The organism is Limnohabitans sp. Jir61 (assembly GCF_003063545.1).
Lineage (GTDB): Bacteria > Pseudomonadota > Gammaproteobacteria > Burkholderiales > Burkholderiaceae_C > Limnohabitans.
Map to the genome: position 1 here is coordinate 423,256 of NZ_NESD01000001.1, position 25,740 is coordinate 448,995.

Genomic DNA, 25,740 nt, shown 5'->3' on the forward strand with positions numbered 1-25,740 from the left:
ATCTTTTATGTCTTCAGGTCAGGTGTATGGCCTTGCGAGCTTTCACCCGCAAGGCCATCGTCGCGTTAAGCGGTGGTGTTCACCCCGCCTGCGGCATCCATGCTTTTCAACTTGTCATCTAAGCTTTGTAAAAAGTTAGTGACGTTCGCTGTCGAGCTATTGCCACCCATCGACCCCATCAGATTTGCAAAACTCGATTGCAAATTGTTGGTGAGCGCTGAGTTGGTAGAGGCTGCTGTGGTGGCGTCTGCCGTCACACCTGCTGTGCCACCCATTTGTTGAATCAAGCTTTCCAAGCTCGCTTCTAACTGCGCGTTAGAAGGTGCGCTGGAGGCTCGACTACCCAAAAAGGCCTGCGTGGTCGCGGTGCTAGACACTGCTGCATTCGCCGTCGCTTGTGGCGGCGGCGGTGGCATGTTCAGCAAGAAGCTCCCCTGTCCATTGGGGCCTGTGGTGGTTTTGCCTTGTTGCTCCAGCGCAGCTTCTAGGTTTTGGATAAAACTGTTGAACGCTGTGTCGGTGCTAGTGGCTTCCGCCGTGGTCCCTGTGGTGGTGGATGACGTGCTGTTGGACGCTTGGGTCGCCGCTTTCGCGTGATGGTGACCGCCACGTGCCGCATGCATGGCTTTGGCCGCTTGCTGAGCGCCTGCCAAGTCGCCAGCTTGCAAAGCATCACCGACTTTCGTCAGCGGGCTGTTGCTAGAGCTGGTAATGGTTTGGACGCTTGCAAATGCTTTTTGAGCACTCGCAAGATCGCCCGACTGCAATGAAGAAAATAAATCCTTCATGCCTTGTTGGCGTTTTTGCCAACCGTTGACTGAAGAGCTAGTTTGTTGACTAGTCCAGTTAACGCTTGAGCCGCCGACTCTCATACCCATGGTGCTTCTCCTTCAAGAGATTGATTGAATGCAAACCTGATCCATGTAAATCCATGATTTGCAACAGATCAGGCCCGCAATATCCGCGCCATCGGTAGGGGTTTACAGAGTAAAGATTCTTTACAGAGCTGAAGGTATGCATTGGTACTCGTTCTGCTTATTGCCTGTGCAGATTTGTACTTTCAACGCAGCAATGTTTGGTTTTGATGTGTGCGTCAACGTACTTTTTAGGCCGATCTTTGCCATATGAGCGGCACCCCTTTGCCGCAGGGGCAAGCCTATGCCGCAGCGTATTTGTCTTTACAAGGTAAAGACATTCAAGACTCCTTCATTCAGACCGATCTTGAGAGATGTACAGAAGCGATTTTCTGCTTCTCGTCCACATAAAGGAAATCATCATGGGAATGCGCGTCGGAAGTTCATCGGCTTCGATGGCCAGTCAAGCACCAGCCGTGAGCGGTTGGCAACAACGCCAACAGGGAATGAAAGACCTGTTTGCCACGCTCAACGCAGGCGATTTGGCAGGTGCTCAAAAAGCCTATGCCTCATTTGCAACAAAGAACAACATCAAGAGTGATAGCCCCATGGGCCAACTTGGAGATGCATTGAAAAATGGCAATTTGGCAGCGGCTGAAAAAATTGCGCAGTCTTTGCAAAAGAACCGCGCCACTAGCCCCGCCTCTGCACAAGCCAACGCCAACAACCAGCAAGTGGCTTCCACGCTGAGCATGTTGCGCGGTCAAGGCGGACAGATCGACACCTTGGTTTAAAACTGAGTTTCTTTTTAGCCAACAAAAAACCCGCCGGTGCAAACTGGCGGGTTTTTTGTTGGAGCCAGCCTTTTTTGAAGGCTGGCATCACAGGGTGTTGATCAGTGGTTGTCTGTCAACTGGTCCAGAATCGCTGGGTTTTCCAGTGTCGAGGTGTCTTGAGTGATCGCCTCGTTCTTGGCCAAGCTGCGCAGCAAGCGGCGCATGATCTTGCCAGAGCGAGTCTTGGGCAAGTTGTCACCGAAGCGGATGTCTTTTGGCTTGGCGATGGGGCCAATTTCTTTGCCCACGTGGTCGCGCAAGATTTTGGCAATTGCTTTGGCTTCGTCGCCTGTGGGGCGTGAACGCTTCAACACCACGAACGCGCAGATGGCTTCGCCCGTGGTGTCGTCAGGACGACCCACCACAGCGGCTTCAGCCACCAACTCGGTGCAGCTCACCAAGGCAGATTCGATTTCCATCGTGCCCATGCGGTGGCCAGACACGTTCAACACGTCGTCGATACGGCCCGTGATGGTGAAGTAGCCAGTCTTCTCGTCGCGGATTGCGCCGTCGCCAGCCAAGTAGTACTTGCCCTTGAATTCTTCTGGGTAGTAGCTCTTGACGAAGCGGTCTGGGTCACCCCAAATGGTGCGAATCATCGAAGGCCATGGGCGCTTGACCACCAAGATACCGCCTTGGCCGTTAGGCATGTCGTGGCCAGCTTCGTCCACCACAGCGGCTTGAATGCCGGGGAAGGGCAATGTGCAAGAGCCGGGAACCATCGGTGTCACGCCTGGCAGAGGGGTGATCATGTGACCACCAGTTTCTGTTTGCCAGAAGGTGTCGACGATAGGGCAACGGCTGCCGCCCACGTGCTTGTAGTACCACTCCCAAGCAGCTGGGTTGATGGGCTCGCCCACTGAACCCAACAAACGCAAGCTAGACAAGTCGTAGCTCTTTGGATGCACAGCATCGTTGGCTTCAGCAGCTTTGATCAATGAACGGATCGCTGTTGGTGCTGTGTAGAAGATCGACACTTTGTGGTCTTGGATCATCTTCCAGAAGCGGCCAGCGTCTGGGTAAGTAGGCACGCCTTCGAACACGATTTCAGTGCCGCCCAAAGCCAATGGGCCGTAGGTGATGTAGGTGTGGCCCGTGACCCAGCCGATGTCGGCAGTACACCAGAACACATCGTTGTCTTTCAAGTCGAATGTCCACTTGGTGGTCAATGCTGCGTGCAGCAAATAACCGCCGGTGCTGTGTTGCACGCCTTTTGGCTTGCCAGTCGAGCCCGATGTGTAGAGCAAGAACAGGGGGTGCTCAGCGCCCACCCATTCTGGTTCGCAAGTCGTGGCTTGCTTGTCAGCCAAGTCGGCCAACCATTGGTCACGGCCTGCGACCATGGCGATGTCGCCACCGGTGCGCTTGACCACCAACACGTTTTTCACAGAGTCGCAGCCGCCCAAAGTCATGGCTTCGTCAACGATGGCCTTCAAGGGCAGGTGTTTGCCACCGCGCACTTGTTGGTCAGCGGTGATGATGGCCACAGCGCCTGTGTCTTCGATGCGGTCACGCAAAGATTGGGCAGAGAAACCGCCGAACACCACAGAGTGGGTTGCGCCGATACGTGCGCAAGCTTGCATCGCGGCCACGCCTTCGATCGACATGGAGATGTAGATCATCACGCGGTCGCCTTTTTTCACGCCGATGGATTTCAAGGCGTTGGCGTATTGGCAAGTCTTAGCCAGCAATTGGCTGTAAGTGGCTTTGGTCACTTCGCCGCCGTCGGCTTCGAAGATGATGGCGGTCTTGTCGCCCAAGCCTTTTTCGATGTTGCGGTCCAAGCAGTTGTAAGAGGCGTTCAATGTGCCGTCTTCGAACCACTTGAAGAAAGGTGCGTTGCTCTCGTCGAGCACTTTGGTGAAAGGGGTCTTCCAGCTCAGAAGTTCGCGTGCTTGCTCGGCCCAAAAGCCTTCGTAGTCAGTCTCAGCTTTTTTGCATAAGGCTTCGTAAGCGGCCATGCCTGACACGTTGGCTTGTTTAACGAACTCAGCTGATGGCTGGTGAATGGTAATGTCGCTCATGAACCGGTCTCCTCTTATATGGCGGTATCTGTCAAAACCCCGTGACTGTGAGGTGGCGCTCTTACAAGGGTCTGACTTATTCGGGGCTGACAAACCCTCGGATTGGACAGGGGTTTGTGTTTTATCAATGTAGCCTTATTTAATGGGCGTTTCGCTCGGCATGAGCTCATTGAGAGATAGGTGAATACCCAGGTGCTGAATGATGAATTGACGCGCAGTTTCTTGCCAGCCACCCAGCTCGGATTCGTAATGCAGCAGACCTGGGTCGTCCAATTGGCCTTCGTTGAAGTCCAGCGTGGTGGGGAAACGCAGCTGGAAGAGTTCGTACTCGTTTTGGTAAAGCTTGGGCGCTTGCTTGGCGTTGTGTGCAATGGCACGCAAACGGCCTTGGTGGCTCCAGTCGCAAAACAAGATATTGCCCATGCGCAGCATCAACACACATTGGTTGGGCGCGATCTTTCCCAAGATCTTGGCGTAGCTCAGCTCGCCTGTCGGGTCGATTTTTTGCAGTTCTTGAACGGCTTGCTCGCCCAAGGCAATCCACGCTTCCAAGATGTGCCCGGCGTGGAAATAGGCTTCCCAAAAGCGGCGGCGGTAGGGGCCAATGTCGTCTTCGGTGTGGCGCAAGATTTCAAAAAAAGCGTCCATGGTGCGGCTGGTCAGCCAGCGGCTGGCCGTTTCGATGGCTTCGCGGCGCACGCCCAGCCAGCCTGCGTGGTTGTGGCGCGAATCGCCCAAGGTGCGCAGCAGCTCAGACAGCAGCGCGTTCTTGATGTCTTGCGGCGGGTTGCGATCAAACCAAGGCGAGAGCAGGCTGTAGGCAAACTCGTCGCGGCACAGCGGGTAGCGCAGGCGCTGCGTGGGCTTGCCGATGTCGTGCATGGCCCATTCACACATGCGCTTCACGTAGCCGATGGAACTTCGAATTTCTTCGGGCGCTTGCAAGGCTTCTAAAAACGCTTGTTTGCAAAAGTTATTGAGCCAAAAGCCTTGGGTCAGCGCATGGCGCTCTTGCCACTGCGCCAGTGTTTTGTCGGCAGGCATGCCCAAAATGTCATTGGCCACATGCACGGGGCCGTTGAGCGGGTCCAGCACATCGAGGGCGCTGATGAGGCGCTCTAAGCCATTGGCTTCGGTCTCTGACAACGAGGCCAACACGCGTGGGTCTAAAAAGAACGCGCGTGCGGTGTGGGCCAACTTCAAGAACACAGGGTTCTCTGGGTTGAAGCCCTGCAAATAGGTGTGCAGCAAACCACGGCCCCACTTGAGCGGGCGGCGTGAAGCCAACGCCTCGGGCACAGCCACTTCAAAGTAGCGGTCGGTCAGCGGTGTGTGGGTATGCAGACCGCGCTCGGCGTCTAGCCACAACGCGTAGGGAATGTGTCGCCAATCGCGCTGGCGCGGAGCGCTGCTGTTGGGCGCAAACTGCACGCGTTCAAACGCGCTGTAGGTGCGCTCGCCCACGGTGCGCAAGTCTGGGTCTTTGCCAAAGCCGCCGCCGCGCTTGGTGCGCGCAGCATGGGCCAGCTGGTCAAAGTCTTGCGGCAGGGGGGCGAAAAACTCTTGCATAGCTATGGATCAGCGCACCGTCTCTTGCATCTTCTTCAAGGTGCTGCTCGGGCCTTTGGCCGCGCCGGTATCGGTGGGCTGGAATGCCAACACAAAGCGCAGCTCGACGCGGCGGTTTTGTGTGTCGTTGTCTTTGCTGTTGGGGCGCTCGTCCGCATACGAGCTGATGCCAAACACCGGCTGCTCGCGCTCGTTGCGGTAGCTTTGCATGCCTTCAGAACCCAGCACTTTGTAAACCGCGCGTGCGCGGTCAAGGCCCAAATGCCAGTTGTTGTAGTCGCCACGGTGCAGGGGCACAGAGTCGGTGTGGCCTTCAATCAGGATGGTTTCAATCTCCACCTGTTGCGGGTTGGGCGGGCAGTCGTCTGGCAGGCGGCGGCGTTGTGAATAGATATAGCAAGGCAACACTTGCTGCAGTTGCTCTGCCGATTGACGCAGCGTGCGCACGCCCAAGGTTTCTAGCTCGGCGCTGCCGCGTGCAAACAAGGTGTCGGCTGGCAAGCTGATGACGCCCGACACTTGGTTGATCGTCACCGGCACACCTGCGTTTTGCAGCTTGGTTCCGATGGTGTGCACCACGGTGGCCAGTGGGTCGGCAGGGGGCTCGGGTGGTTGCTCTGGCTTGCGCGAGAGCAGCACCATCACCATCACGATGAAGATGAACAGCAGGCCAATCATCAAGTCACTGGCCGAAGCCATGTAACCCGACTCTTCCACCTGCTCGTTGGTGGCTGCGGTGTTGCGGCGTGTTTTGATGAACATGATTGACGCGTTTAACTTTTAGGCTTTAAGCCTTGGGTGGCAAAGCGTCGATGAACTCGTCCAACACTTCTTCCAGGTTGGTGATGCTGCCGCTCAGCTGGTTTACCGCGCTGGCCAAGTGCTGGTCCATCTTGGTGTGCAGGTCAGAAATCTGAGTGCTGTAGCCCGACACACCTTTGGTCAGTGCATCCACTGTGCCGGTGAGTGCTTTTTGTGCGTCTTGCAAATGCGTTCTCACATGGCCCAGCGCTTCTTCGGCAGACACCGCGCTTTGTTTGAGCGTGTCCACGGTTTGGCCCAAGGCTTGGTTCATCGGAATCAAGGCTTCTTTAAAGTCAGTGGCCGCAGCACGCTGCAAGCCCACCGCGCCTTCGATGGCGTTGGCGCTGTCTTTGAACTTCTCAGCCGTTTGGTCAATGCGCTCGACCGTGCCTTGCAAGCCCGACATTGCCCCTTGCACCGTTTGCACGGTTTGGCCCAAGTTGCCCAGCAAGCTTTCGAGTTGTTGCGTGCCGGTTTTGCCCATCGCGCTGGCGCGTGCCAACGATGCATCCAGCTCGGTGATGGTGGTGCGGGTGTTTTGAATGGTTTGCGCCAAAGTGCCCACTGCATCGCCAAACGAAGCGAGGCCGGTTGAGATGCCTTGGGTCAAGGTCTCGCCAGCTTTGCTCAGCTCGACCGCCGCTTGGCTACCAGCATTGCCAAAGCTTTGGCTCGAAGTTTGAATGCTGTCGGCCAGTTGGGCCAGCTTGTCAAACGCGGGCTGCATATTGCGTGAGAGGGCGTCACCAATCGCGTTGGCAAAGTCGCCCTCAAAGCGGCGCAGTTGGCTGACCTGTGAACGGTTCTCGTCCAAGATGTCTTGGAACAAAGCCAGCTGCATGCGCACGCTGGCTTCGGCTGCGTTGTCGGGCACTTTGCTGCGCAACGTGTGGCACAGCGTGTCGATGCTGGACTGCAAGTTTTCCAGCGCTACTTTAGCGCGCCAGTTCCACACCAGCGAACACAACAAGCCTGCGATAGAGGTGATGAACTTACCGCCTGCCGTGGCAATGAGGGACTGCAACGCTTGGTCTTGCTGACGTGCCGACACATCCAGCGCATTGAGCGCCAAGCCCGCTTGTTGCAAGGCCACCGCCAAGAAGATGAAGGTACACATCAAACCAAAGCCAATCAGCAAATTGGGCATGGTCTCGAACAAGGCCAAGTTCATGCGGCCACCGAGCACGCTGCGCACCGTCCAAGTGTCGGCATGGCTGCGAAAGCTATAACTGCTGCGTGGGCCTTGGCTCACACCGTGTTGCGTGGGCAGGTCAATCAGGCCCGCCTCGGTTTCGCGCAACAAAAACTTCAGCTCGTCGTCAGTGGTTTTGGTCTCGGCCAAAGCCAGCGCTTCGCGGCTGCTGCCCTTGTGTGCGCCAAGGCGGGCATCGAGCCCCACCACCTCGGCACGCACGCGGCGAATGCGCGAAGCCCACACGCCGAAGCTGATGAGCGAGAACACAAAAATCACGGCCGCGATGGCCAGTGGCACAGCCAACTGTTCGAGTTGGGCGAGGTATTGATTCGTAGGCATGCCTCTATTGTGAACAAGTCTGAGGCACTACTTGCCAAGTGCGATGCAAGCTGTTGTTCAGTCGCCCAAACCACCGCTGCGCAATACGCGCCGCGCACAGCCATTCCACAACACACCCAGCTGCGGGGCCCACAGCGTGAGGCGCTTCTTGGCCCGCGTGAGGCCGGTGTACACCAGCTCGCGGGTGAGCACGGGTGACTCTTGTGCGGGAATCACCAGCAGTACATGCGCAAACTCCGAGCCCTGCGATTTGTGCACCGTCATGGCAAACACAGTCTCAACACTGTCAAGGCGCGATGGCATGACCCAACGCACGCCGCCATCCACGGCAGGGAATGCCACGCGCAGCACACCATCGGGGCCGGGTAGGCACAGGCCAATGTCGCCGTTCATCAGATCCAACGCGTAGTCGTTGCGCGTGACCATCACAGGGCGGCCTGCGTACCAAGCGCTTTGGCCCAAGCCCAGCGCGTGTTCGACCTGTGTGTTGAGCTGCGTCACACCCAGCGGGCCTTCGCGTACCGCGCACAACACGCAAAACTCGGTGAAGGCTTTCAGCAATGCCACAGCTTGTGCATCGCTGCACTGCGCAGCTGGCGCTGTTTTGCTGGGGCGATGTGCATCCAGCAAGGCCAGCCAGTTGCGCCAACCGTAGCGCAGGCCCACGGCCAGCTTGGGGTCGCTGGCGCTGGTCAGTTGCAGGCGGGTCACGTCGGGTTCTGCGGCATCACCCTCAATGGTTTGTTGCAAAGGCAACGTGGCCAGCCAATCGGGCGCGGCATTCCACAGCGCTTTGAGGGCGGGTGTGTTGTCGGCCACATCCGCGTTCACGGTGCGCGCCCATTGGCCAATGCCACTCTTGGCATCAAAACGGTGGCTGTGAATGAGCGTGACGGTTTGAGCTTTCAGCAAACTGCCCGTGCACAACTGCGACATGACAGCACCGGCTTCCACCGACGCCAACTGGTCTTTGTCGCCCAGCAAGATCAAGCGTGCCGTAGACGGCACGGCTTGCAGCAAACGGGCCATCATTTCTAGGTCAATCATCGACGCTTCGTCGACCACCACCACATCGGTAGCCAGCTGGTGCACCTGTGCTGCTTTGCTATTGGTTTGCAACAAGCGGTGCAGTGTTTGCGCTTGGGTGGGGATGCGCGTTTGCACATCGGCAGGCATTTTGGTGAGCGCGTTGCTGATGGACTCTGTCAAACGCGCCGCCGCTTTGCCCGTGGGCGCGGCGAGGTGAATTTGCAATTCGTTTGCTGCCGTACCCACCAAGAGCGACAGAAGCTTCACCACCGTGGTGGTCTTGCCCGTGCCGGGCCCACCGGTGATGAGTGTGATGCGGTTTTGTGCGGCCACTTCGCAAGCCAAACGTTGCATGTCGGGCTCGCCATCGCTGGCTGGTGTGAACAACGCATCCAAACGTTGTTGCAAATCTGCAGGCACGTCGCAAGGCAGTGCCAAACGCTGCGCGATGTTTTGACGGATGTTTTGCTCCGCTGTCCAAGCGCGGCGCAAATACAAGCGCGCGCCTTTTGATGCATCACCTTTGTCATCTGTCAGCACCAAGGGGCTGGCGTCGCCCTGCGTCCAAGGCAAGGTGCTGGCGGCTTGATTCAGGTCTGCGGGAAGGGCAGCGGTTTGTTCGTCACTCCACCCCAGCAACGCCGTGGCTTGGGTCTGCAAAGTGGCCAAGTCAAGGCAAGCATGGCCGCGTCCCCATTGGTGGCTGGTGAGGGCTGCTAGCCACAGGTGGCGTGGGTCATCGCTGGGTTGCTTGCTGTGCAGCAAGTTGGCCAAGGCTGTGTCTAAGCCGGTCAGCGGCGTGGCGTGCGCTTGTCCCCAAGGTTGTTTCAGCAGGTCTTTGAGCATGGTCATGCGGAGCCTTTCTCAAACAACGCATCCAACGCTTCAATCAGCGCCTGCGGTGGGCGCTGCAAATGCACACCCGCACCTTCTGCGTGAATACCGCGCAAGAACATGTACACCGCGCCGCCCATGTGTTGGGCGTAGTCGTAGCCGGGTAGGCGCACTTTGAGCAAGCGGTGCAGCGCCAAGGTGTACAACACGTATTGCACCTCGTAGCGTTTGTGCAGCACCGCATCTTGCAAGGTGGCGCTGTCGTAGCTAGGCAGTTTGTTCGACTTGTAGTCCACCACCCAATAGCGACCATCGTGTTGCAACACCAAGTCCATCGAGCCGGTGAGCATGCCTTGCATCACACGCGCTTGCAGAGCAGGGCGTGGTGTGCCTTCAAACACATGGCTTTGAATGAGTTGGTCCAGCGCGGTGGCGCTGACGTGGCTCACTTCTAAGTTGAACTCCATCTCGGGCCACATGTGCTCGGTGCTCAGGTTACGCAATGTCAAAGGTGTAGCGTTGAGTTCGTGCAAAGGCAGCGGCGTTTGCACCACGGCTTGCAGCCACGGTTCTAGTTGAGCGCGCGGTGCGTCGTCCAGTTGCAACCAGCTGGCTTTGCGTTCTAGCAAATTGGCCCACGCTTGCTTGGCCCAATCGGGCGCGTTGTCATTCGCCACAGGCCAATTGTTTTGCGACAGCCATTCCAACAAATCGTGCAGCAGCGTGCCGTAGCGCGCACCCGCGGGGAAGCTTTGCCATGCGCTGATGCTCTCGGGCTCTGGCGTAGGGGCGGCTGCAGCCACTGCATAGGGCTGAGCATCCAAGCTTGCGTCTGTGATGGCATCGGCCACCGCTTCGTCGCGTTTCGATTCCGACACCAGCCCACGCGTGATGGCGCTAAAGCTGGCCGTCCACCACAGGCTGTGGTGGGTGCGTGTGGGGGTCAGGGCATCTTTGGGTGCGCTGATGGCAGCGGGGGCTTGGTAGCGAATGCCTTGCAGCGCTGGCAAGTCGGCCACTTGGATGTGGTTACACGTGCCCCACAAGGCGTGCAGCTGGTTAGATAAATCGCCGCGCTCTTTGCGCATCAGCAATTGCGACAAGGCACTCAGCTTTAGATCACTCTTGGTAGTGGCCCTGCTCAAATCATTTTTGGTTTCGGCCACGCCCATCCACAAGCCACGTTGCGCACGGGTGAGGGCCACGTACAGCAGGCGCATGTCTTCTTCCACCGAGGTGGCGGTTGGGTCGCTGTCGTCCTCGCCTTCGTCGTCTTGTGCGAAGTTGGTCTTGGCTTTTTTCTCCACCGCAAACGAGCCTGCAAACGGCACAAACACCAACGGGTATTGCAAGCCCTTGCTCTTGTGATACGTGATGACTTTCACGCACAAGGCATCGGTTTCTAAGCGTGCTTGCTGTGCATCGCTGTCGTGGTGTTGGCTTTGAATTTGTTCGCCCAGGTGGCGCACCAGCGCGTGCTCGCCTTGCAGACTTTGTTCGGCGTGTTGCAGCAACTCGCCTAAGTGCAGCAGGTTACTCAAGCGGCGTTCACCATCGGGCTGCGCCAACATGCGCTGCGCTACGTGTTGGCTGTGCAGCCACTGGTGCAGCATGGGCAGCACGCCGTGTTGTTGCCACAGGCCATGCCATTGGTGGAACTGTTCTAGCAGTTGCTCCCACTGCGCCTCGTCTTGCGTGGTGGCCAGCACCTCGTGCAAGTCCAGTGCCCATAGACGGCTGCCTACTGCAGCACGCACCCAGCCTGTTTGGCGGGGCGAAGCCACCGCACGCAACAAGCGCCACAAGTCTGTGGCCTCGGTCGATTGGTACACGCTGGTGTGGTCCGACAAATACACACTAGGTATGAGTCGCGCACGCAGGCCGTGACGCACCGCATCGGCTTGCTTTTGGCTACGCACCAGCACGGCCATATCGCCGGGGGTGGCTGCACCTTTGTTCAGCAGGTCTGCCATTTGGTCGGCAAACACTTGTGCTGTGTGGTTCAAGTAGCTGGTGCTGCTCACTACTTCGCTATCACCTTGCGGGTGCATTTGCCACACGGTGAAGGGTGGGCACTCTTCGCCGTTCACCACCAGCGCAGGCTCTTTGCCTTGGGCTGACACTTCCACAAACTCAATCTCGCCTTGTGTCGATGCAAATGGTTGCTCGGTTTGCATGAACACATGGTTCACCGCTTGCACCAAGCCCACGCTGGAGCGGTGGTTGCCGGTGAGGGTGTGCAGCGCGTCGGTATTTGTGGCTTGTGCGTCGTTGCGCGCTTGCAAGTATGTGCCCAAGTCTGCGCCACGGAAGCTGTAGATGGCTTGCTTGGGGTCGCCAATCATCACCAGCGCGTTGGCTTCGTTGCAGGCGTCTGGCGCATAGATTCGGTTGAGCGTACCGTACTGCCAAGGGTCGGTGTCTTGAAACTCGTCCACCAAAGCCACGGGGTATTGCTGGCGAATGGCGGTGGCCAATCGGCCATCGTCGGCCATCACCGCGTGATGCAGGTTTTGCAACAGGTCCGAAAAATCAAACGCGGCGCGTTGTGTCTTGGCAGCTTTGTAGGCTTCGCCCACTGCGTGTGCTGCGTGCAGGGCAATGTGTTTGTCAGTGCTTGGCTTGGCGCTAAATAAATCAACATAGTTTTGCATCGCTGCAAAGAAAGCAAATCCTTCAGCCTCGGTCCAGCCTTTGTCTTGCAGGGCTTGGGTGGTGAAGCGCTCCAGCGCTTTGAATTCTTCTTTGCTGACTTGTGCCTTCGCGCTTTGCGTGGCCCACGCTTGCAGCGCTTTGAGCCAGTTGGCAAAGTAGTCGGCACGCAAGCCTTTGATCTTTTTCTGCGCGCCCGCTTCTTGCAGTGCTTGCAACACTGCATCACTCCATGCCTCACGCGCAGCTTGTACCGCAGCTTCCACCTGTGCTTGCCACCCCATGTGCGTGTCAATGGCTTGTGTGGGTGTGATGTCGGGTGCAACCACTTCGCGTGGTTTGCGCTCTTGTTCCTTCCACATCTCGCTCAAGGTTTTCAGCAGCTTGGCTGGGTCTTGGCCGATGAGGGGTGTGATGTGTTGCAGCGTGTCGCCGCTGAGTGGGTAAAACCATTCGCGCCAATAGTCTTGCACCAGCGTGAGTTTGAGTTGGTCGGCGTTCTCAAGCCGCGTTTGCTCAAACAGGTTGTGGCTCTCTAGCGCGTGCTGCGTGAGCATGCGGCGTGACCAACCATGAATGGTGTAGATGGCCGCATCGTCCATCCACTCGGCCGCGCAGTTGAGCTGCAGCGCACAGCGTGGCCACTGCACTTCGTCAAAACTGTCGCGCAGTGTTTCTAAAAATGCATCCACCTTCAACGATGCAGGGTAGTCGCGGCCTTGCGCGCTCAAGTCAAAGTAAGTGGCGGCTTGGCTTAGGCGTGTGCGAATGCGTTCGCGCAGCTCGGCGGTGGCGGCGTCGGTGAACGTCATCACCAAAATTTGTGGGGGCAGCAAAGCCTCGGTGCGTTCGTGGCCCAGCACCAGGCGCAAGTACAGCGCAGCGAGTGTCCATGTCTTGCCTGTGCCTGCGCTGGCCTCTATGACTTGGCGGCCGTGCAGCGGCAGTGTGTGTGCGTTGAGGGCTTTCATGCGTCAGCCTCCTCGGCGTGGTCAGCACTCAGGTGAATCACCTTGGCGGCTTTGAACATGGGTTCGTACAAGCGAGTGGCCCAATGGTTCAGGCCAGCCTCCACATCTTCAAAACTCGTGAACACACGTTGCAAGGCGGGCGAGCCTGTGTATTCGCCGCTCTTGCCAAAGCCGCCTTCAAACGCAGCTTGCGCTTTGCCCATTGCATCTTTGCTGCCGCCGTACACGCCCATCACAAACGCGCAGGCAGTTTTGGCGGCCACGGGCAGGGGCTGCGCCCATGCTTCTAAATAGGCATCGCACAGGTCTTGCAAATGTTCTTGCGCTTGTTCTGTTTTGATGGGATTGAGTTCGATGGCCGCATCAAAACCAATTTGCACACTGGTGGTGGGTGTGCCACTGGCGCACGCGGCCAAGTGGTGCAGCCACAGTTGGCTGAGTGTGTCGATGCGGATGACTTGGTTTTCTTTTTTGCCCTCAGTCACCGCGCCTGGGCGCAGCGCCACTTGCAGCCAATGCTGCCCAGCGTCATGCGCTTTGCCGTTCGTGTGCCACATGGTTTGGCCATTGGCCCACTCGGCACTCAGGTGCGTGTGGCCCAGTTGCCAGTGGGCAGATTGCACGCTTAAGTGCTGGGGCCACTTGGGCAACAACACATCCAGTTGCTCGCGTAGTTTTTCGCGGTCGTTCTCAAAAAGGTGTTGCTGCGCTTCGCCAAAACCGGCCATGGCCAGTTGGCCACTTAGGCGCAGTTGGTCTATGGCTTGCTGCGCATCTTCGGCCTGTGCAATGCGTTGGTTGAGTTTGTATTTTTCTAAACCGTCCAGCGAGAAAGGCTCTTCTTCCTCGGCAGCTTCTTCGGGTTGGTCTAGGCGCAAGCGCAAGCGGTCTACCAAAAACACTTCCACGGGTTGGCGCAACAAGCGCTGCAAATGTTGCAGCGTCAGCTCGGTGGGTGCTGTTTCGCTTTGCGTTGCTTCGTTTGATGCCGTTGGCGCAGACGAAGCAGGCGACGACAACAACGCACGCTGCCAATCATCCGCATAGGTTTGGAATGTGGAGCCTTGCGTGAAGTACTTGGGCGAAAACGCTTGCAGCGGCTGCAACGGCGCAACGCACGCCAATCCACCATCGTGCGTCCACACCGCATTGAGGTAGTCCATCAGCTGCGCCACCAATACCGACGGTGGTTTGATTTCGTGGTCCGTCGTGCGTCGCCCTTGCCAGCTGATGTAGAGCTTGTCGCGTGCGGATAGCAACGCCTCTAAAAACAAATAGCGGTCGTCCTCGCGGCGCGAGCGGTCGCCTGCGCGCCAGTGTGATTGGGTGCTGCCCGCGTGTGCGGCGTCACTCATCAAATCAAAGTCGCGTGGGGTTTGGCTGCGTGGGTAGTCGCCATCGTTCATGCCCAACAAGCACACGCACTTGAAGGGGATTGAGCGCATGGGCATCAGCGTGGCGAACTGCACACCACCACCAAAGAAGCGGCGTTGCATGGCGGGCTGTTGCAGTTGGGCCATCCAGTGTTCGCGCACCACCACCAGTGGCAGCGGGCTGTCGAGGCGGGCCAGTTGGCATTCGGCCAGCCATGTTTCTAGCGGGGCCATCACGCGCTCGATCAAACGCTCATCCGCTTCGTCGCTGGGCTTGAAGAACAAACTCACCAACTGCTGCAACACCGCCACCCATTCGGTAGGTGTGTGTTCTTGGCGCAGTTTGATTAGCGCAATTTGTGTGTGGCGCAGCCACTGCAATAGGCCATCGACCACGCGTGCGTCTAGCCCGCCCACGCCTGCTTGCGGCAGTGTGTCGGCCCACGGTGTGGCGAGGTCGTCGCTTGCGCCTGTGGCGTAGCCCAGCAGCAAACGCTCGATGCCAAACAGCCAACTGTTTTGGTTGGCGTCGGCCATGTCGGGTGCAATGCCCCACGGCTTGCGGTGTGGTGCGTCTAGGCCCCAGCGCACGCCGGCGTCGGCCAGCCAAGTGTCGAGTTGGGCCACGTCGTGTTCTTCTAGGCCAAAGCGTTCGCGCACAGCGGCCACTTCAAACAGGCTTTGCCACTCCACGCGTGTCACGCGCAGTTGGGGCAGTTGCAGCAGGGTGTCAAGGGCCTGCACCAGTGGCTCGGTGCGCGGTGTGGTGTCGGCCACGGTGTAGGGCAGGTGGCGAGCGTCATTGCTGGCAAAGCGGCCAAACACCGCATGGATGTGCGGCGCAAAGTTGGCCATGTCAGGCACCATCACCATGATGTCGGCAGGCTTGAGCGTGGGGTCAGCATCCAGCCACGCCAGCAGTCGGTCGTGCAGCACCTCTACCTCGCGCTGGGCCGAGTGCGTTTGCACAAAGCGCACGCTGGTGTCGTCTGCGGGCACGTCGGTTAAGTGGTCGGGCAGTGGCGCAAGGTTGAGCAGGGACGACTGCAAGTGCTCCAGCATCGTGGGCTCGCGGCCTTCGTCGGCGGCTGTGTCTGCGGGGTCGACAAACACATCCACGCGGTTGAACTGGCCTTTGTATTGGTCCACATCGTCAAAGCCATCCAGCAAGTGCAAATAGTCGCGGCCATGTTTGCCCCATGCGGCTAGCAGGGGGTGCGTGTCGGTGTGCAGGGTGTATTGGTCGGCCTCACTCAATGAACCATCGTCTTGCGGCACGGGCAAACCGGCTTTGTGCGCTTGACGTTGCTTAGACAACTTAGCCAATGGCACACGGCTTTCCACCACATGGCCCCAGTAGTGCTGACAGGGGTTTTGCACCAGCATGAGCACTTGGCACACGCGGCCCAAAGCGGCCAGCGCCTGCACGGTTTGCATGGGCAGCGACGTCACGCCAAACACCATGATGCGATGCGGCACACCCGCAGGGCGTTGGCCTTCGGGGAGTGATGCCATCTTGGCCATGAAGGCCTCGTGCACTTTGGCGCGTGAGCTGTAGCTGTGTTGTAGCTCTGCTTTGACTTCGGCGTCAGCCGCTAGGTCGTCCAGCAAATCACGCCACAGCTCGGGCTGCCAGCTTTGTGCGGCGGGCAGCGGTGTGGCCATGCCCGTTTGCGTACGCAGTGTGTCTTTGTGATTGGCCCAGTCTTCTAGCCAATCGGCGCGGTAGTTTTGGTAGCCGTCCAGCACGTCGGCCAGCTGCGCGGCCAACTGATACGCGCGGCGGTTCATGGGCGACGCGTCAGCTTCGGCTTGGCCTAGGTAGTTTTTCAGTGGCGCAAAGCTGGGCTTGGCCAACAAACTGGGGAGCAAACGCATGATGCGCCACACCAGTGGCGACTTGTCCAGCGGCATGTGCGCGGGCACATTGCTGGGTCCCAGCACGGCACGGTAAATCTGCCACAGCTTGGCAGACGGCAGCTCGACCTGCGTGGCCGCGCAAATGCCAAGGTCTTTGGCCAAAGCCAGCTCTAGCCAATGCTTCATGCCGTTGCTTTGCACCAGCAACACCTCGGGCGCGAGCACGGGCAGCGGGTGGTTGCGGATGAACTGCACCGCCAACTCGCGCAGGCCCTCTAGCTGGTTGCTATGAAGCACCATAAAACCGGTGGCGTGGGGGCTAGACATGTGGGGCAGAACGGGCGAAAAAAGGGGCTAAATATTTGCGTGAGCCAGTGAGCATACTGGATGGCTGGGTGCAAACCATGAGCCTGTGAAGTGTCAAAAAATTAACACAATAGAATTGTTTCCAGTTTAAAAATAGAAACATGACGGTTAATTGACATGCATCCAGTGCAAATTGCCACCCTATTCACCACCGCTATCGCCATCGCCCTAGCCACCAGCGCCTGCACCCCGTCTGAACCAGCCACCAAGCCCGCTACTGAAATGGCCAACCCCGCGTCGGTGCACTGCATCAACGCAGGCGGCAAGCTGACCATCCAACGCACGCCGCAAGGCGAATTTGGGATGTGCAAATTGCCCTCGGGCAAGGTGTGTGAGGAGTGGGCTTTGTTTCGGGGGGAGTGTTCTTGAAGCTAGTGTTGATTGATATGAATAAAGACAAGGTTTTTCTATGGCATTAATCGAATTTTTTTTTGTTCCGCTAGATGAGTTAAGAGGTACTGGACTAGCTGAGATAAATATGAAACGGCTTGGTCGTTTCGTTGCATTAGCTGGAAAAAATGGGGCTGGTAAAAGCAGGCTATTAGCATCTCTTAGAAATTTTGTTTCGGTTCGTGCTGGGAACTTCCCGCTTCTTCATGAGATAGAGCAATCAATTGTTCAACTTGAGATCGCGTTGACCTCCACTCCTACGAGTCATGCGGCAAATAGATGGAAAGCTGATCTTGAAACACACAAAAAATCTAAAGCATTAGCGCTCGACAGAGTTGTTACTTCGTCATTAATTGCTGAGATCAAGGCCATCAACTTTGTTCCAAAAAATTTGAACTTGCATGATCCTCGTCAGTCTGCTATTCGCGAAATAGTTAATCGGTCAAGGCAGGCCCAAGTTCCAGGGGTAGATGGGTATGAATCAAGTTGCCTTTTCTACATTCAAAGCCTTCAAGATAGATGGTGGAATGCAAGTCATCAGCTATCTAGTGTTTCAGATCATGAGAAAAATGAAGCTTTAACTAATTACGAGAGTTTCTGTAAATTAGTTAAAGCTTTGCTAGGCGAGCCACTAGTTAGAGACTTAAATGGTGATCCCATCCTTTTCGAAAAACCGATTTCAGATGCTTTCCTTTCAGATGGCCAAAAAGTTATCCTTCAGCTCTGTGTTGCGCTGCATGCCCAGAAAAGCGAATTAAAAAATACTGTGTTCCTTCTCGATGAGCCAGAGAACCACTTACATCCCTCGGCTGTTATTGATTTGTTGAAGAAGCTTTATGACGTAGCCGAATCAACCCAGATTTGGGTTGCCACACATTCAATCCCATTGCTTGCTTATATTGCTAGCGTTGAGCCGATGTCTATTTGGTATGTCAACGATGGAAAGGTTGCTAATGCAGGGCGTAATCCAAAAATTGTTTTGGATAGTTTGTTAGGTGATGAGGATCGAATCGCTCAACTCTATGCTTTCACGGGACTACCCGCCCAACTTGCGGCTGTTAATTACGCTTCTGAAAGTTTATTGCCGCCCCAAGTTATTGCTACGGGTGCCAATGACCCTCAAGTAAATCAGATTGAAAAACTTATACGAAAGGTTGCTACGTCGGATATCGTTAATCTCCTAGATTACGGGGCTGGTAAAGGACGACTATTGCAAGGGCTTGCAGCGCCCTTAGAGGAAGCTAGCAAAACAGTCGCTACGAGCATTAGTTATTTTGCATTTGATGTGTATGCAGACGATAAAAATGAATGTCTCAAAACAATTTCTGAAAGCTACCAAGATTCAGAATCTAGGTATTTCAACGATGACAACGAGTTTTTTTCGAGTAAAGATGAAAAGAGCATTGATGTAGTTGTCATGTGTAACGTCCTGCATGAAATTCCACCTCAAAAATGGCTTCCGATTTTTTCTATTGATGGCTTAATTAGTAGAGCACTGAAAGATGATGGGTACCTATTGATCGTTGAAGATCAGAGGATTCCTGTTGGAGAAAAAGCTCACGATTATGGATTTTTAGTCCTCGATACAAGTCAAATAAAAACATTGTTCTGCATAACTGAAGCGGAGATGAAGTCTGATTTGTTTTGTGTGGATGATCGGCGAGGAGATGGGCGGTTGAAGGCTCATTTAATTAGTAAGTCATTGCTGAATCGGATTACGTCCGATAGCCGTAAGGCTGCGCTTACTCAATTGTGTCAATCAGCAAAGCAAAATATTCAGAAGCTAATGGTCAGTGAGCCAAGTTACGCGAACGGGCAAATTTATGCTTTCTGGCTTCAACAGTTCGCGAATTCTTCATTGTTCCTGACTGAAAACTAATTTAGTTGTTGTTTCTTTCCTCAACTAATATAGGTACTCTCACCCGCCCCCGCCGGTGACCAACCTGCCTTCGAGGCATTGAAGCCCAGCTTCTCGTATGCGCCGACAGGTTTCCTTTCACATTCACGGAGTCCTTTATGACCACCGCACGTCGCACCCTCATCAAGGGCGCGGCAGCATTGGGCGCGCTGTCTGCTGCGTCTAGTTCTGTCATCGCTCAGCCTTTTCTTTTTTCGCCTTCCACCGAGTTGTTGCCTAAGGGCAAAAAGCGCCGCGTGGTGGTGTTGGGTGGTGGTTGGGGTGGCCTAGCCACTGCGCGCCATTTGCGCGAAGATGCACCCGACCTTGAAGTGGTGTTGCTAGAGAAGAACCCCATCTTCTGGTCTTGCCCTTTGAGCAACAAGTGGTTGGTGGATGTGGTGGACACCTCGTTCCTCGTGCACTCGTACACCGCCGCTGCCGAGCGCATGGGCTACACGTTTGTGCAAACCGAAATCACCGACATTGACCGCGACAAAAAGCGCGTGCACACGGCGCAGGGCTTTGTGGACTACGACTGGTTGGTGGTGTCTGCCGGTATTCGCGTGACGTACGAGCCTTGGTTTGGCAACGACCGCGCCGCAGCGGCGTACACACAGAAGCATTTCTCTAGCGCGTATGTGCCCAGCTCTGAGCATTTGGCGTTGAAGCAAAAAATCAAAGGCTTCAAAGGTGGCACGTTTGTCATGACGCTGCCACCACCGCCTCACCGCTGCCCACCGTCGCCCTACGAGCGTGCGTGTTTGATGGCCGACTATTTCAAGCGCAACAAAATTGCCGCGAAGATTTTGATTCTCGACCCCAAGCCGCGCATCATGCCCATTGGCGGCGGCTATCGCATGGCGTTTGACGAGCTGTACGAAGACATCATCACCTACGTGCCCAACGCTGGCGTGAAAGAGCTAGACCCGTACAACAAAGTGGTGAAGACGATGGCGGGCGACTTTAAGTTTGACGACGCCATCTTCATGGGCCACCACCAAGCGGCCGACCTCGTGTGGAAGATGGGTGCGATTGGCAAGAACGCCGAAGGCAAGCCCACCACATGGGCGGCGGTGCATCCTGAGTTTTACAACTTGAAGGACGACCCCAATGTGTTTGTGATTGGTGACAGCGTGGGCGCTGTGTCACCGCAGTTTGGCCACTACCCCAAGAGCGGCCACGTGGCCAACCGCATGGGGCGCAGTGTGTCGACCTACATCGCGCAGCAGTCCAAAGGCAAAGAGATGAAGCCCGTCATCATCGACAACCTTTGTTACATGTTGGTCAACACCGAACCACTCGAAGCCATCAGTGTGAAGTTTGATTACAAGATGGGTCCAGAGGGCCACATCTTGCAAACCGTCACCGACGACAACTTCCGCCGCCAAGGCCTGTGGCAAGAAGACTTGCAGTGGTACGGCAATATGGTGAAAGACTTCACGGGCGATTAAATACCCTCGGGCTTGATCTGAGCCCGAGCAATGACAGGCTTCCAACGCGCTTGTTCGAGTTTGATGAAGGCTTCAAACTCGGCACGCGTGTTGCCAATGGCCAGCGCGGTGTCTTGGCTGAGTTTGTCGTGCACCACTTTGCCACGCGCGGCAGCGATGGCTTCTTTCTCTAGTTTGTCGATGTGGGCCTTGGGCATTTTGCTGGGGGCCATCAGGCCGTACCACTGCGTCATCTCAAACCCTTTGAAGCCTTGCTCGGCCACGGTGGGCACATCGGGCAACAAAGGCAAGCGCGCGCTGCTGCCAGTGGCAATGCAACGCAGCTTGCCTGCTTTGATGAACTGCAACAGCGCAGGTGCGCCTGCGGCGGCTGCATCCAATCGGCCAGCCATGAGGTCGGTCAGCATCGCGCCTGTACCACGGTAGGGCACGTGGAGCATGAAGGTGTCGGTGGCCATCTTCAAATATTCAAACGCCAAGTGGCCCGCGCTGCCGTTGCCAGCCGAGCCGTAGCTGAGCTTGCCTGGATTGGCTTTGGCGTAGGCCACAAATTCTTTGAGGTTCTTCACGGGCAAGTCAGGGTGCACCACATACAAGCTGGGCACTTTAGAGATGAGGGTGATGGGTGTGAAGTCTTTGTTGGGGTCGTAAGGCAGCTTGGGGAAGATGTATTGGTTCACCGCCAGCGTGCCGATGTGGCCCAAGATGAGGGTGTGGTCGTCGGTGGCGTTGGCCACTTCTTGCATGGCGATGTTGCCTGCGCCGCCGGGCTTGTTGTCCACAAACACGTTTTGGCCAATGGTTTTGGCCATCTCGCCCGCCAAGGCGCGCGCCACAATTTCACTGCTACCACCGGGGGCAAAGGGCACGACCAAACGCAAAGGCTTGGTGGGCCATGCGGCTTCGGCATTTGCGAAGGCAGGTGACAGAGCCAATGCAGAGGCTGCGGTGTTGGCTAGTAGTTGGCGGCGTGTGATGTGGAGATGCTGAGTCAAAATAAAGACCTCTGTATTTGAAAGACGCGCGATGAGCTTAACCCGAATGCCCGCCATGTATTTGCCTCACGGTGGTGGCCCCTCATTTTTTATGACGGGTGAGCGCAAATCGCGTTATCAAGATACAGAAAATTTTTTGCGTGGCATTCACAACATCTTGCCTGCAACACCCAAGGCAATTTTGATCGTCACGGCGCATTGGGAAACACACATCCCCACGTTCACGGGCGGCGCGGCACCATCTTTGATTTACGACTATTACGGTTTCCCGCCCGAGACTTACGAGATTCAATACCCTGCACCCGGCCAACCAGAGGTGGCCAAGCGCGCTGCCGAGTTGCTGCAGCAAGCAGGCTACCCCGTGCAAGTGGATGACGACTATGGTTGGGACCACGGTGTATTTATCCCGCTGAAAGTGATGTTCCCCGAGGCGAATGTGCCAGTGGTGGCCATGTCAATTCACCCCAGCTTAGACCCTGTGCTGCATTGCAAACTGGGCCAAGCGCTGAGCAGCTTGCGAGATGAGGGTGTGTTGGTGATTGGGAGTGGCATGAGCTTTCATAACCTACGCAATTTTGCGCAAGGCGGGCCTGCATCAGAGCAGTTTCATGCGTGGCTGGACCTCGCGCTCAGTGGCAACCAAACCGAGCGCACCGAGCGCTTGATGCACTGGAGCACCGCACCCGGCGGTGCAGAGTCGCACCCACGTGAAGAGCACCTGATTCCCCTGATGGTGGCCAGCGGTGCTGGCAGCGATGCACCGGGGCGAAGGATGTGGGCGGGCATGGTGGGCCCAACGCATTTGGGTGGTTGGATATTTGAATAAGTAGCTAGGGTTTGCCCGAGGTGTCAATCACGACACGCCTGGGACATTGGCATCTGTTTGTCGTGATTTGCAGGCAGAATGCAGGTTCATTTTCCAAAGTCCACAGAGATTCTTTTACAGGAGACAAAGATGAAATTATTCAAGCAACTTGTGTTGTCGTCATTGATTGGCGTTGCGTCGATCGCGAGTGCGCAAAACGTGAAGATCATTGGTTTGGTCGAACTCACAGGCACCGGCACAACATCGGGCACCAACTTTGACAACGGCATCAAGCTGGCCGTGAAAGAGATTAACGCCGCAGGCGGTATCTTGGGCAAGAAGATTGACTATGTGTCTTACGACACGCAGTCCAACCCAGGCGTGGCCAAAGGCCTGACCGACAAAGCGGTGGACGAGGGCGCTTACGTGGTGATGGGCCCCGTGTTTTCTGGCTCCATCATGGTGAGCATGGCCTCGACCAAGCGCGCTGAAATTCCAAATTTCACAGGCGGTGAAGCTGCTGCGATCACGCAGCAAGGTAACCCCTATATCTTCCGAACCTCGTTCACGCAATCCACAGCGATGCCCAAGATTGCCAACTACATCCGTGACAAGGTGAAAGCCAAGACTGTCGACGTGGTGTACGTGAACAACGACTTTGGTAAGGGCGGCCGTGACTTGATCATCAAGTCACTCGAAGCGCGCGGCATCAAGATTGGCGCAGACATTTCGTCTGAGCCAGGTCAAGTCGACTTCAGTAGCGTTGTGGTGAAGGCCAAGCAGTCCAATGCCGATGCCTTGTTTGCCTACACCAACGAAGAAGAGTCCGCACGTTTGCTGCGCGAGTTGAAAAAGCAAGGCTATAAAAAACCAGTCATTGGCGAGACGGTGTTGACCAGCCAAAAAGTGATCGAGCTCGCAGGCGATGCAGCCAACGGCGCGATTGCCCACGTGGGTTTGACTGCGGATGCGCCACAAGCTGGTGTGAAAAAGTTTGATGCAGCGTTTCAAAAAGAATACAGCTCACGCTCTGACCACAATGGCTTGAAGGGCTACATCGGCATGTACACCATCAAAGCGGTGACAGAGAAAATTGGCAAGTTCGATTCCAAGGCGTTTGCAGCTGCGATGAAAAACATCAGCTTGTCTGCTAAAGCCAACCCAGGTTTGTTGCTGGATATTTCCTACGACGAAAATGGTGACTTGGACCGCGAAAGCTACTTGACCACGGTGGTCAATGGCAAGCAAGTGGTGAGCGAGATCTTGCCACCGGTGAACAAAAAGTAAAACAAGGTTTGAAGAATGTCAGATAGCAATCAATTCAAGTTAGTAGGCATCATGGGGATGCCCGTGTTTCAATCACGCTCCCCAGTTATGCACAACTACTGGATTAAAAAGTACAACTTGAAAGGTGCCTACGGGCACTTTCCAGTGCAGATTGAAAACGTAGAAGCGGCAGTTAGAGGTCTGTCGGCTTTGGGTATTACGGGTTGTAATATCACGCAGCCGCACAAGTTGATGGCTATGAAGCTGATGGATCAACTTAGTCCTATGGCGCAACGCATCGGCGCGATCAACTGCATCGTGGTACAGCCGGATGGCAGTCTTCATGGCTTTAACAACGATGGCTTTGGCTACATTCAAAGTTTGAAAGATGTTAAACCCACTTGGCGTGCAGACGATGGCCCCATTGTGGTGTTGGGCTCGGGTGGTGCAGCGCGTGCTGTGGTGATCAGTTTGCTCGATCAAGGGGCGAAAGAAATTCGCCTCATCAACCGCACACGCGCCAAAGCCGATGAGTTGGCCTCTGTCGATACATCTGTGGTGAAGACCTACAACTGGGACGAACGCCATGCAGCACTCGAAGGTGCCGCCCTGTTGGTCAACACCACCAACCAAGGCATGTATGGTCAACCACCTTTAGAAATCAAGTTAGATGCCTTGCCTAAAACAGCGATGGTGTCTGACCTGATTTACATTCCACTCGAAACGCCGTTGTTGGCGGCAGCTCGGGAACGTGGCAATTTGACGGTGAACGGCTTGGGGATGTTGCTGAATCAAGGCATTCCAGCGTTTGAAGCATGGTTTGGTGTGAAGCCTGAAATTACCGAAGATTTGCGCAATGCAATTTTGGCTACGTTTTAATTGATGAGCGTCCTCACAGAACCAAAGATTGATTCGCACTGCCATGTGCTGGAGCCGAGTCGATTCCCCTATGGTGAAAACACATCGTATCGACCTGCAGGGCAGGAGATGGGCAGTGCCAAATACTTCCAAGAAGTGATGGCCTGTTACGAGGTGAAGCACGCCTTGCTGGTGGGGCCAAATTCTGGCTACGCCACAGACAACCGATGTTTGCTAGACGCCATTGCATGCGCGCCTGATGTTTTTAAAGGCATTGCGGTGGTGCCCAATGACATCAGCCTAGAAGAGCTACAACAGTTCAAAGCGCAGGGCGTGATTGGCGTGGCCTTCAACCCTTCGCTGATGGGATTTGATTTTTATTCCAACATCGAGCCGTTGTTGCAGCGTTTGAAGCAGCTCGATATGTGGGCGCAGTTTCAAGTGGAGCACGACGGTTTGCTGGACTTCTTGCCCATGCTCTCGCGTGTGGATGTGAAGATGATGGTCGACCACTGTGGCCGTCCCAATGCGCATGCCGGTCTGTCGCAAAAAGGTTTTGAAGCTTTGTTGGCCCTTGGGCGCGAAGGTCGCGCCGTGGTGAAGATTTCGGGTTTTGCCAAGTTCTCACAAGTGGGTTATCCATTTGCAGACACGCGACCATTCACCGAGGCGTTGGTGCGTGAATTTGGCTTAGGCCATTGTGTTTGGGCGTCTGACTGGCCCTACCTCAAAGCACCCTATCGCTTGGATTACGGTCCCATGTTGAAGGTGTACGAAAACACATTTAGCGTTTCAGAACGTCACGCCATGATGTGGGAGGCTCCCCAAAAATTGTTCAACTTTTAATAAAGACGATCCATGATTGCGCAAGCTATTCCCGATTTCATTCGCACCCTCAATGCCCTGAGCGGCATTCTAGAAAAAGGCGCAGCCTCTGCCCAAGCCCGCAAGATTGACCCACTGGTGCTCACCAGTGCACGCTTGGCGCCTGATATGTTTGCATTGAGCAAGCAAGTGCAAATTGCGTGTGATGTGGGTAAATTGGGGTTTGCGCGTTTGAGCGGCATCGAAGCGCCTAAATTTGCAGATACCGAAACCACCTTTGAAGAACTGCAAGCACGCATTGCGAAAACGATCGACTACTTGCGTACGGTCACTGCCGAGAGCTTGGCAGGCATGGAAGACAAAGTGGTGTCGTTTCCTGCAGGCCCTGATCGCGTGTTGAAGTTGAAAGGCCGCGACTTTTTGTACCAGTGGATGCTGCCTAACGTGTATTTCCACACAGTCACGGCTTATGCCATCTTGCGCCACAACGGTGTGGATGTGGGCAAGATGGATTACCTCAAAGGCGCAGATCTGCTGCCTTGAG

General features: G+C 55.8%; 18 protein-coding genes. 9 read left to right on the forward strand and 9 right to left on the reverse strand.

Translation table 11 applies throughout. The features are described 5' to 3' along the window. Positions 1 to 65 precede the first annotated feature (65 nt). The gene (locus B9Z35_RS02110) at positions 66 to 878 is read right to left on the reverse strand and encodes a hypothetical protein (protein ID WP_146178929.1); all 813 of its coding nucleotides are present in this window, start codon (positions 876 to 878) and stop codon (positions 66 to 68) included. Between the two features lie 398 nt (positions 879 to 1,276). On the opposite strand from B9Z35_RS02110, the gene B9Z35_RS02115 reads away from it, so the two are divergent. Further along, complete coding sequence (locus B9Z35_RS02115) at positions 1,277 to 1,648, forward strand: hypothetical protein (RefSeq protein ID WP_146178930.1); 372 nt, start codon at positions 1,277 to 1,279, stop codon at positions 1,646 to 1,648. A gap of 101 nt (positions 1,649 to 1,749) precedes the next feature. On the opposite strand, the gene acs is transcribed toward B9Z35_RS02115, so the two are convergent. The 7 genes from acs to recC all read right to left on the reverse strand — a co-directional run bounded on the left by acs (position 1,750) and on the right by recC (position 16,667). Next, entirely contained in the window at positions 1,750 to 3,714 is a 1,965-nt protein-coding gene (gene acs, locus B9Z35_RS02120) for an acetate--CoA ligase (protein ID WP_108282004.1), read from the reverse strand. A 135-nt stretch (positions 3,715 to 3,849) separates the two neighbouring features. After that, a complete protein-coding gene (locus B9Z35_RS02125) occupies positions 3,850 to 5,283 on the reverse strand; it encodes an EH signature domain-containing protein (RefSeq protein WP_108282005.1) in 1,434 nt (477 codons plus the stop codon). 9 nt (positions 5,284 to 5,292) lie between these two features. Further along, positions 5,293 to 6,045: an OmpA family protein gene (locus B9Z35_RS02130; RefSeq protein ID WP_108282006.1), complete on the reverse strand. Its 753-nt coding sequence runs from the start codon at positions 6,043 to 6,045 to the stop codon at positions 5,293 to 5,295. A gap of 25 nt (positions 6,046 to 6,070) precedes the next feature. Then, positions 6,071 to 7,621 carry a hypothetical protein gene (locus B9Z35_RS02135; RefSeq protein ID WP_108282007.1) on the reverse strand — a complete coding sequence of 517 codons (1,551 nt, stop codon included), beginning with the start codon at positions 7,619 to 7,621 and terminating at the stop codon, positions 6,071 to 6,073. 57 nt (positions 7,622 to 7,678) lie between these two features. After that, the gene (gene recD, locus B9Z35_RS02140; RefSeq protein ID WP_108282008.1) at positions 7,679 to 9,502 is read right to left on the reverse strand and encodes an exodeoxyribonuclease V subunit alpha; all 1,824 of its coding nucleotides are present in this window, start codon (positions 9,500 to 9,502) and stop codon (positions 7,679 to 7,681) included. Continuing rightward, entirely contained in the window at positions 9,499 to 13,107 is a 3,609-nt protein-coding gene (gene recB, locus B9Z35_RS02145; protein WP_108282009.1) for an exodeoxyribonuclease V subunit beta, read from the reverse strand. Before recB ends, recD begins: the two co-directional genes overlap by 4 nt. After that, positions 13,104 to 16,667, reverse strand: a complete 3,564-nt coding sequence (gene recC / locus B9Z35_RS02150; protein ID WP_108282010.1) for an exodeoxyribonuclease V subunit gamma — start codon at positions 16,665 to 16,667, stop codon at positions 13,104 to 13,106. Before recC ends, recB begins: the two co-directional genes overlap by 4 nt. A 156-nt stretch (positions 16,668 to 16,823) precedes the next feature. Here recC and B9Z35_RS13010 point away from each other — a divergent pair, with 156 nt between their 5' ends. From B9Z35_RS13010 to B9Z35_RS02165, 3 genes are all read left to right on the forward strand, one after another. After that, entirely contained in the window at positions 16,824 to 17,075 is a 252-nt protein-coding gene (locus B9Z35_RS13010) for a DUF333 domain-containing protein (protein ID WP_199219750.1), read from the forward strand. A 40-nt stretch (positions 17,076 to 17,115) separates the two neighbouring features. After that, positions 17,116 to 18,975, forward strand: coding sequence for an AAA family ATPase (locus B9Z35_RS02160; protein WP_108282011.1), 1,860 nt, complete (start codon positions 17,116 to 17,118; stop codon positions 18,973 to 18,975). 137 nt (positions 18,976 to 19,112) lie between these two features. Next, positions 19,113 to 20,447 (forward strand): FAD/NAD(P)-binding oxidoreductase, encoded by a 1,335-nt coding sequence (locus B9Z35_RS02165; RefSeq protein WP_108282012.1) that lies wholly within the window; start codon positions 19,113 to 19,115, stop codon positions 20,445 to 20,447. Here B9Z35_RS02165 and B9Z35_RS02170 read toward each other — a convergent pair. Further along, positions 20,444 to 21,442, reverse strand: a complete 999-nt coding sequence (locus B9Z35_RS02170; RefSeq protein ID WP_233246447.1) for a tripartite tricarboxylate transporter substrate binding protein — start codon at positions 21,440 to 21,442, stop codon at positions 20,444 to 20,446. The two genes, B9Z35_RS02165 and B9Z35_RS02170, sit on opposite strands and share 4 nt — an antisense overlap. 31 nt (positions 21,443 to 21,473) lie before the next feature. Here B9Z35_RS02170 and B9Z35_RS02175 point away from each other — a divergent pair, with 31 nt between their 5' ends. The 5 genes from B9Z35_RS02175 (at position 21,474) to B9Z35_RS02195 (ending at position 25,739) form a co-directional block, all read left to right on the forward strand. After that, on the forward strand, positions 21,474 to 22,268 hold the full coding sequence (locus B9Z35_RS02175) for a class III extradiol ring-cleavage dioxygenase (RefSeq protein ID WP_233246448.1): 795 nt from the start codon (positions 21,474 to 21,476) through the stop codon (positions 22,266 to 22,268). Positions 22,269 to 22,397: 129 nt separating this feature from the next. Continuing rightward, positions 22,398 to 23,534: an ABC transporter substrate-binding protein gene (locus tag B9Z35_RS02180; RefSeq protein WP_108282015.1), complete on the forward strand. Its 1,137-nt coding sequence runs from the start codon at positions 22,398 to 22,400 to the stop codon at positions 23,532 to 23,534. Between the two features lie 15 nt (positions 23,535 to 23,549). Next, positions 23,550 to 24,392, forward strand: coding sequence for a shikimate dehydrogenase (locus tag B9Z35_RS02185; RefSeq protein WP_108282016.1), 843 nt, complete (start codon positions 23,550 to 23,552; stop codon positions 24,390 to 24,392). A 3-nt stretch (positions 24,393 to 24,395) separates the two neighbouring features. Beyond that, positions 24,396 to 25,217, forward strand: a complete 822-nt coding sequence (locus B9Z35_RS02190) for an amidohydrolase (RefSeq protein WP_108282017.1) — start codon at positions 24,396 to 24,398, stop codon at positions 25,215 to 25,217. Between the two features lie 12 nt (positions 25,218 to 25,229). Further along, positions 25,230 to 25,739 carry a DUF1993 family protein gene (locus tag B9Z35_RS02195; RefSeq protein ID WP_108282019.1) on the forward strand — a complete coding sequence of 170 codons (510 nt, stop codon included), beginning with the start codon at positions 25,230 to 25,232 and terminating at the stop codon, positions 25,737 to 25,739. Position 25,740 lies beyond the last annotated feature (1 nt).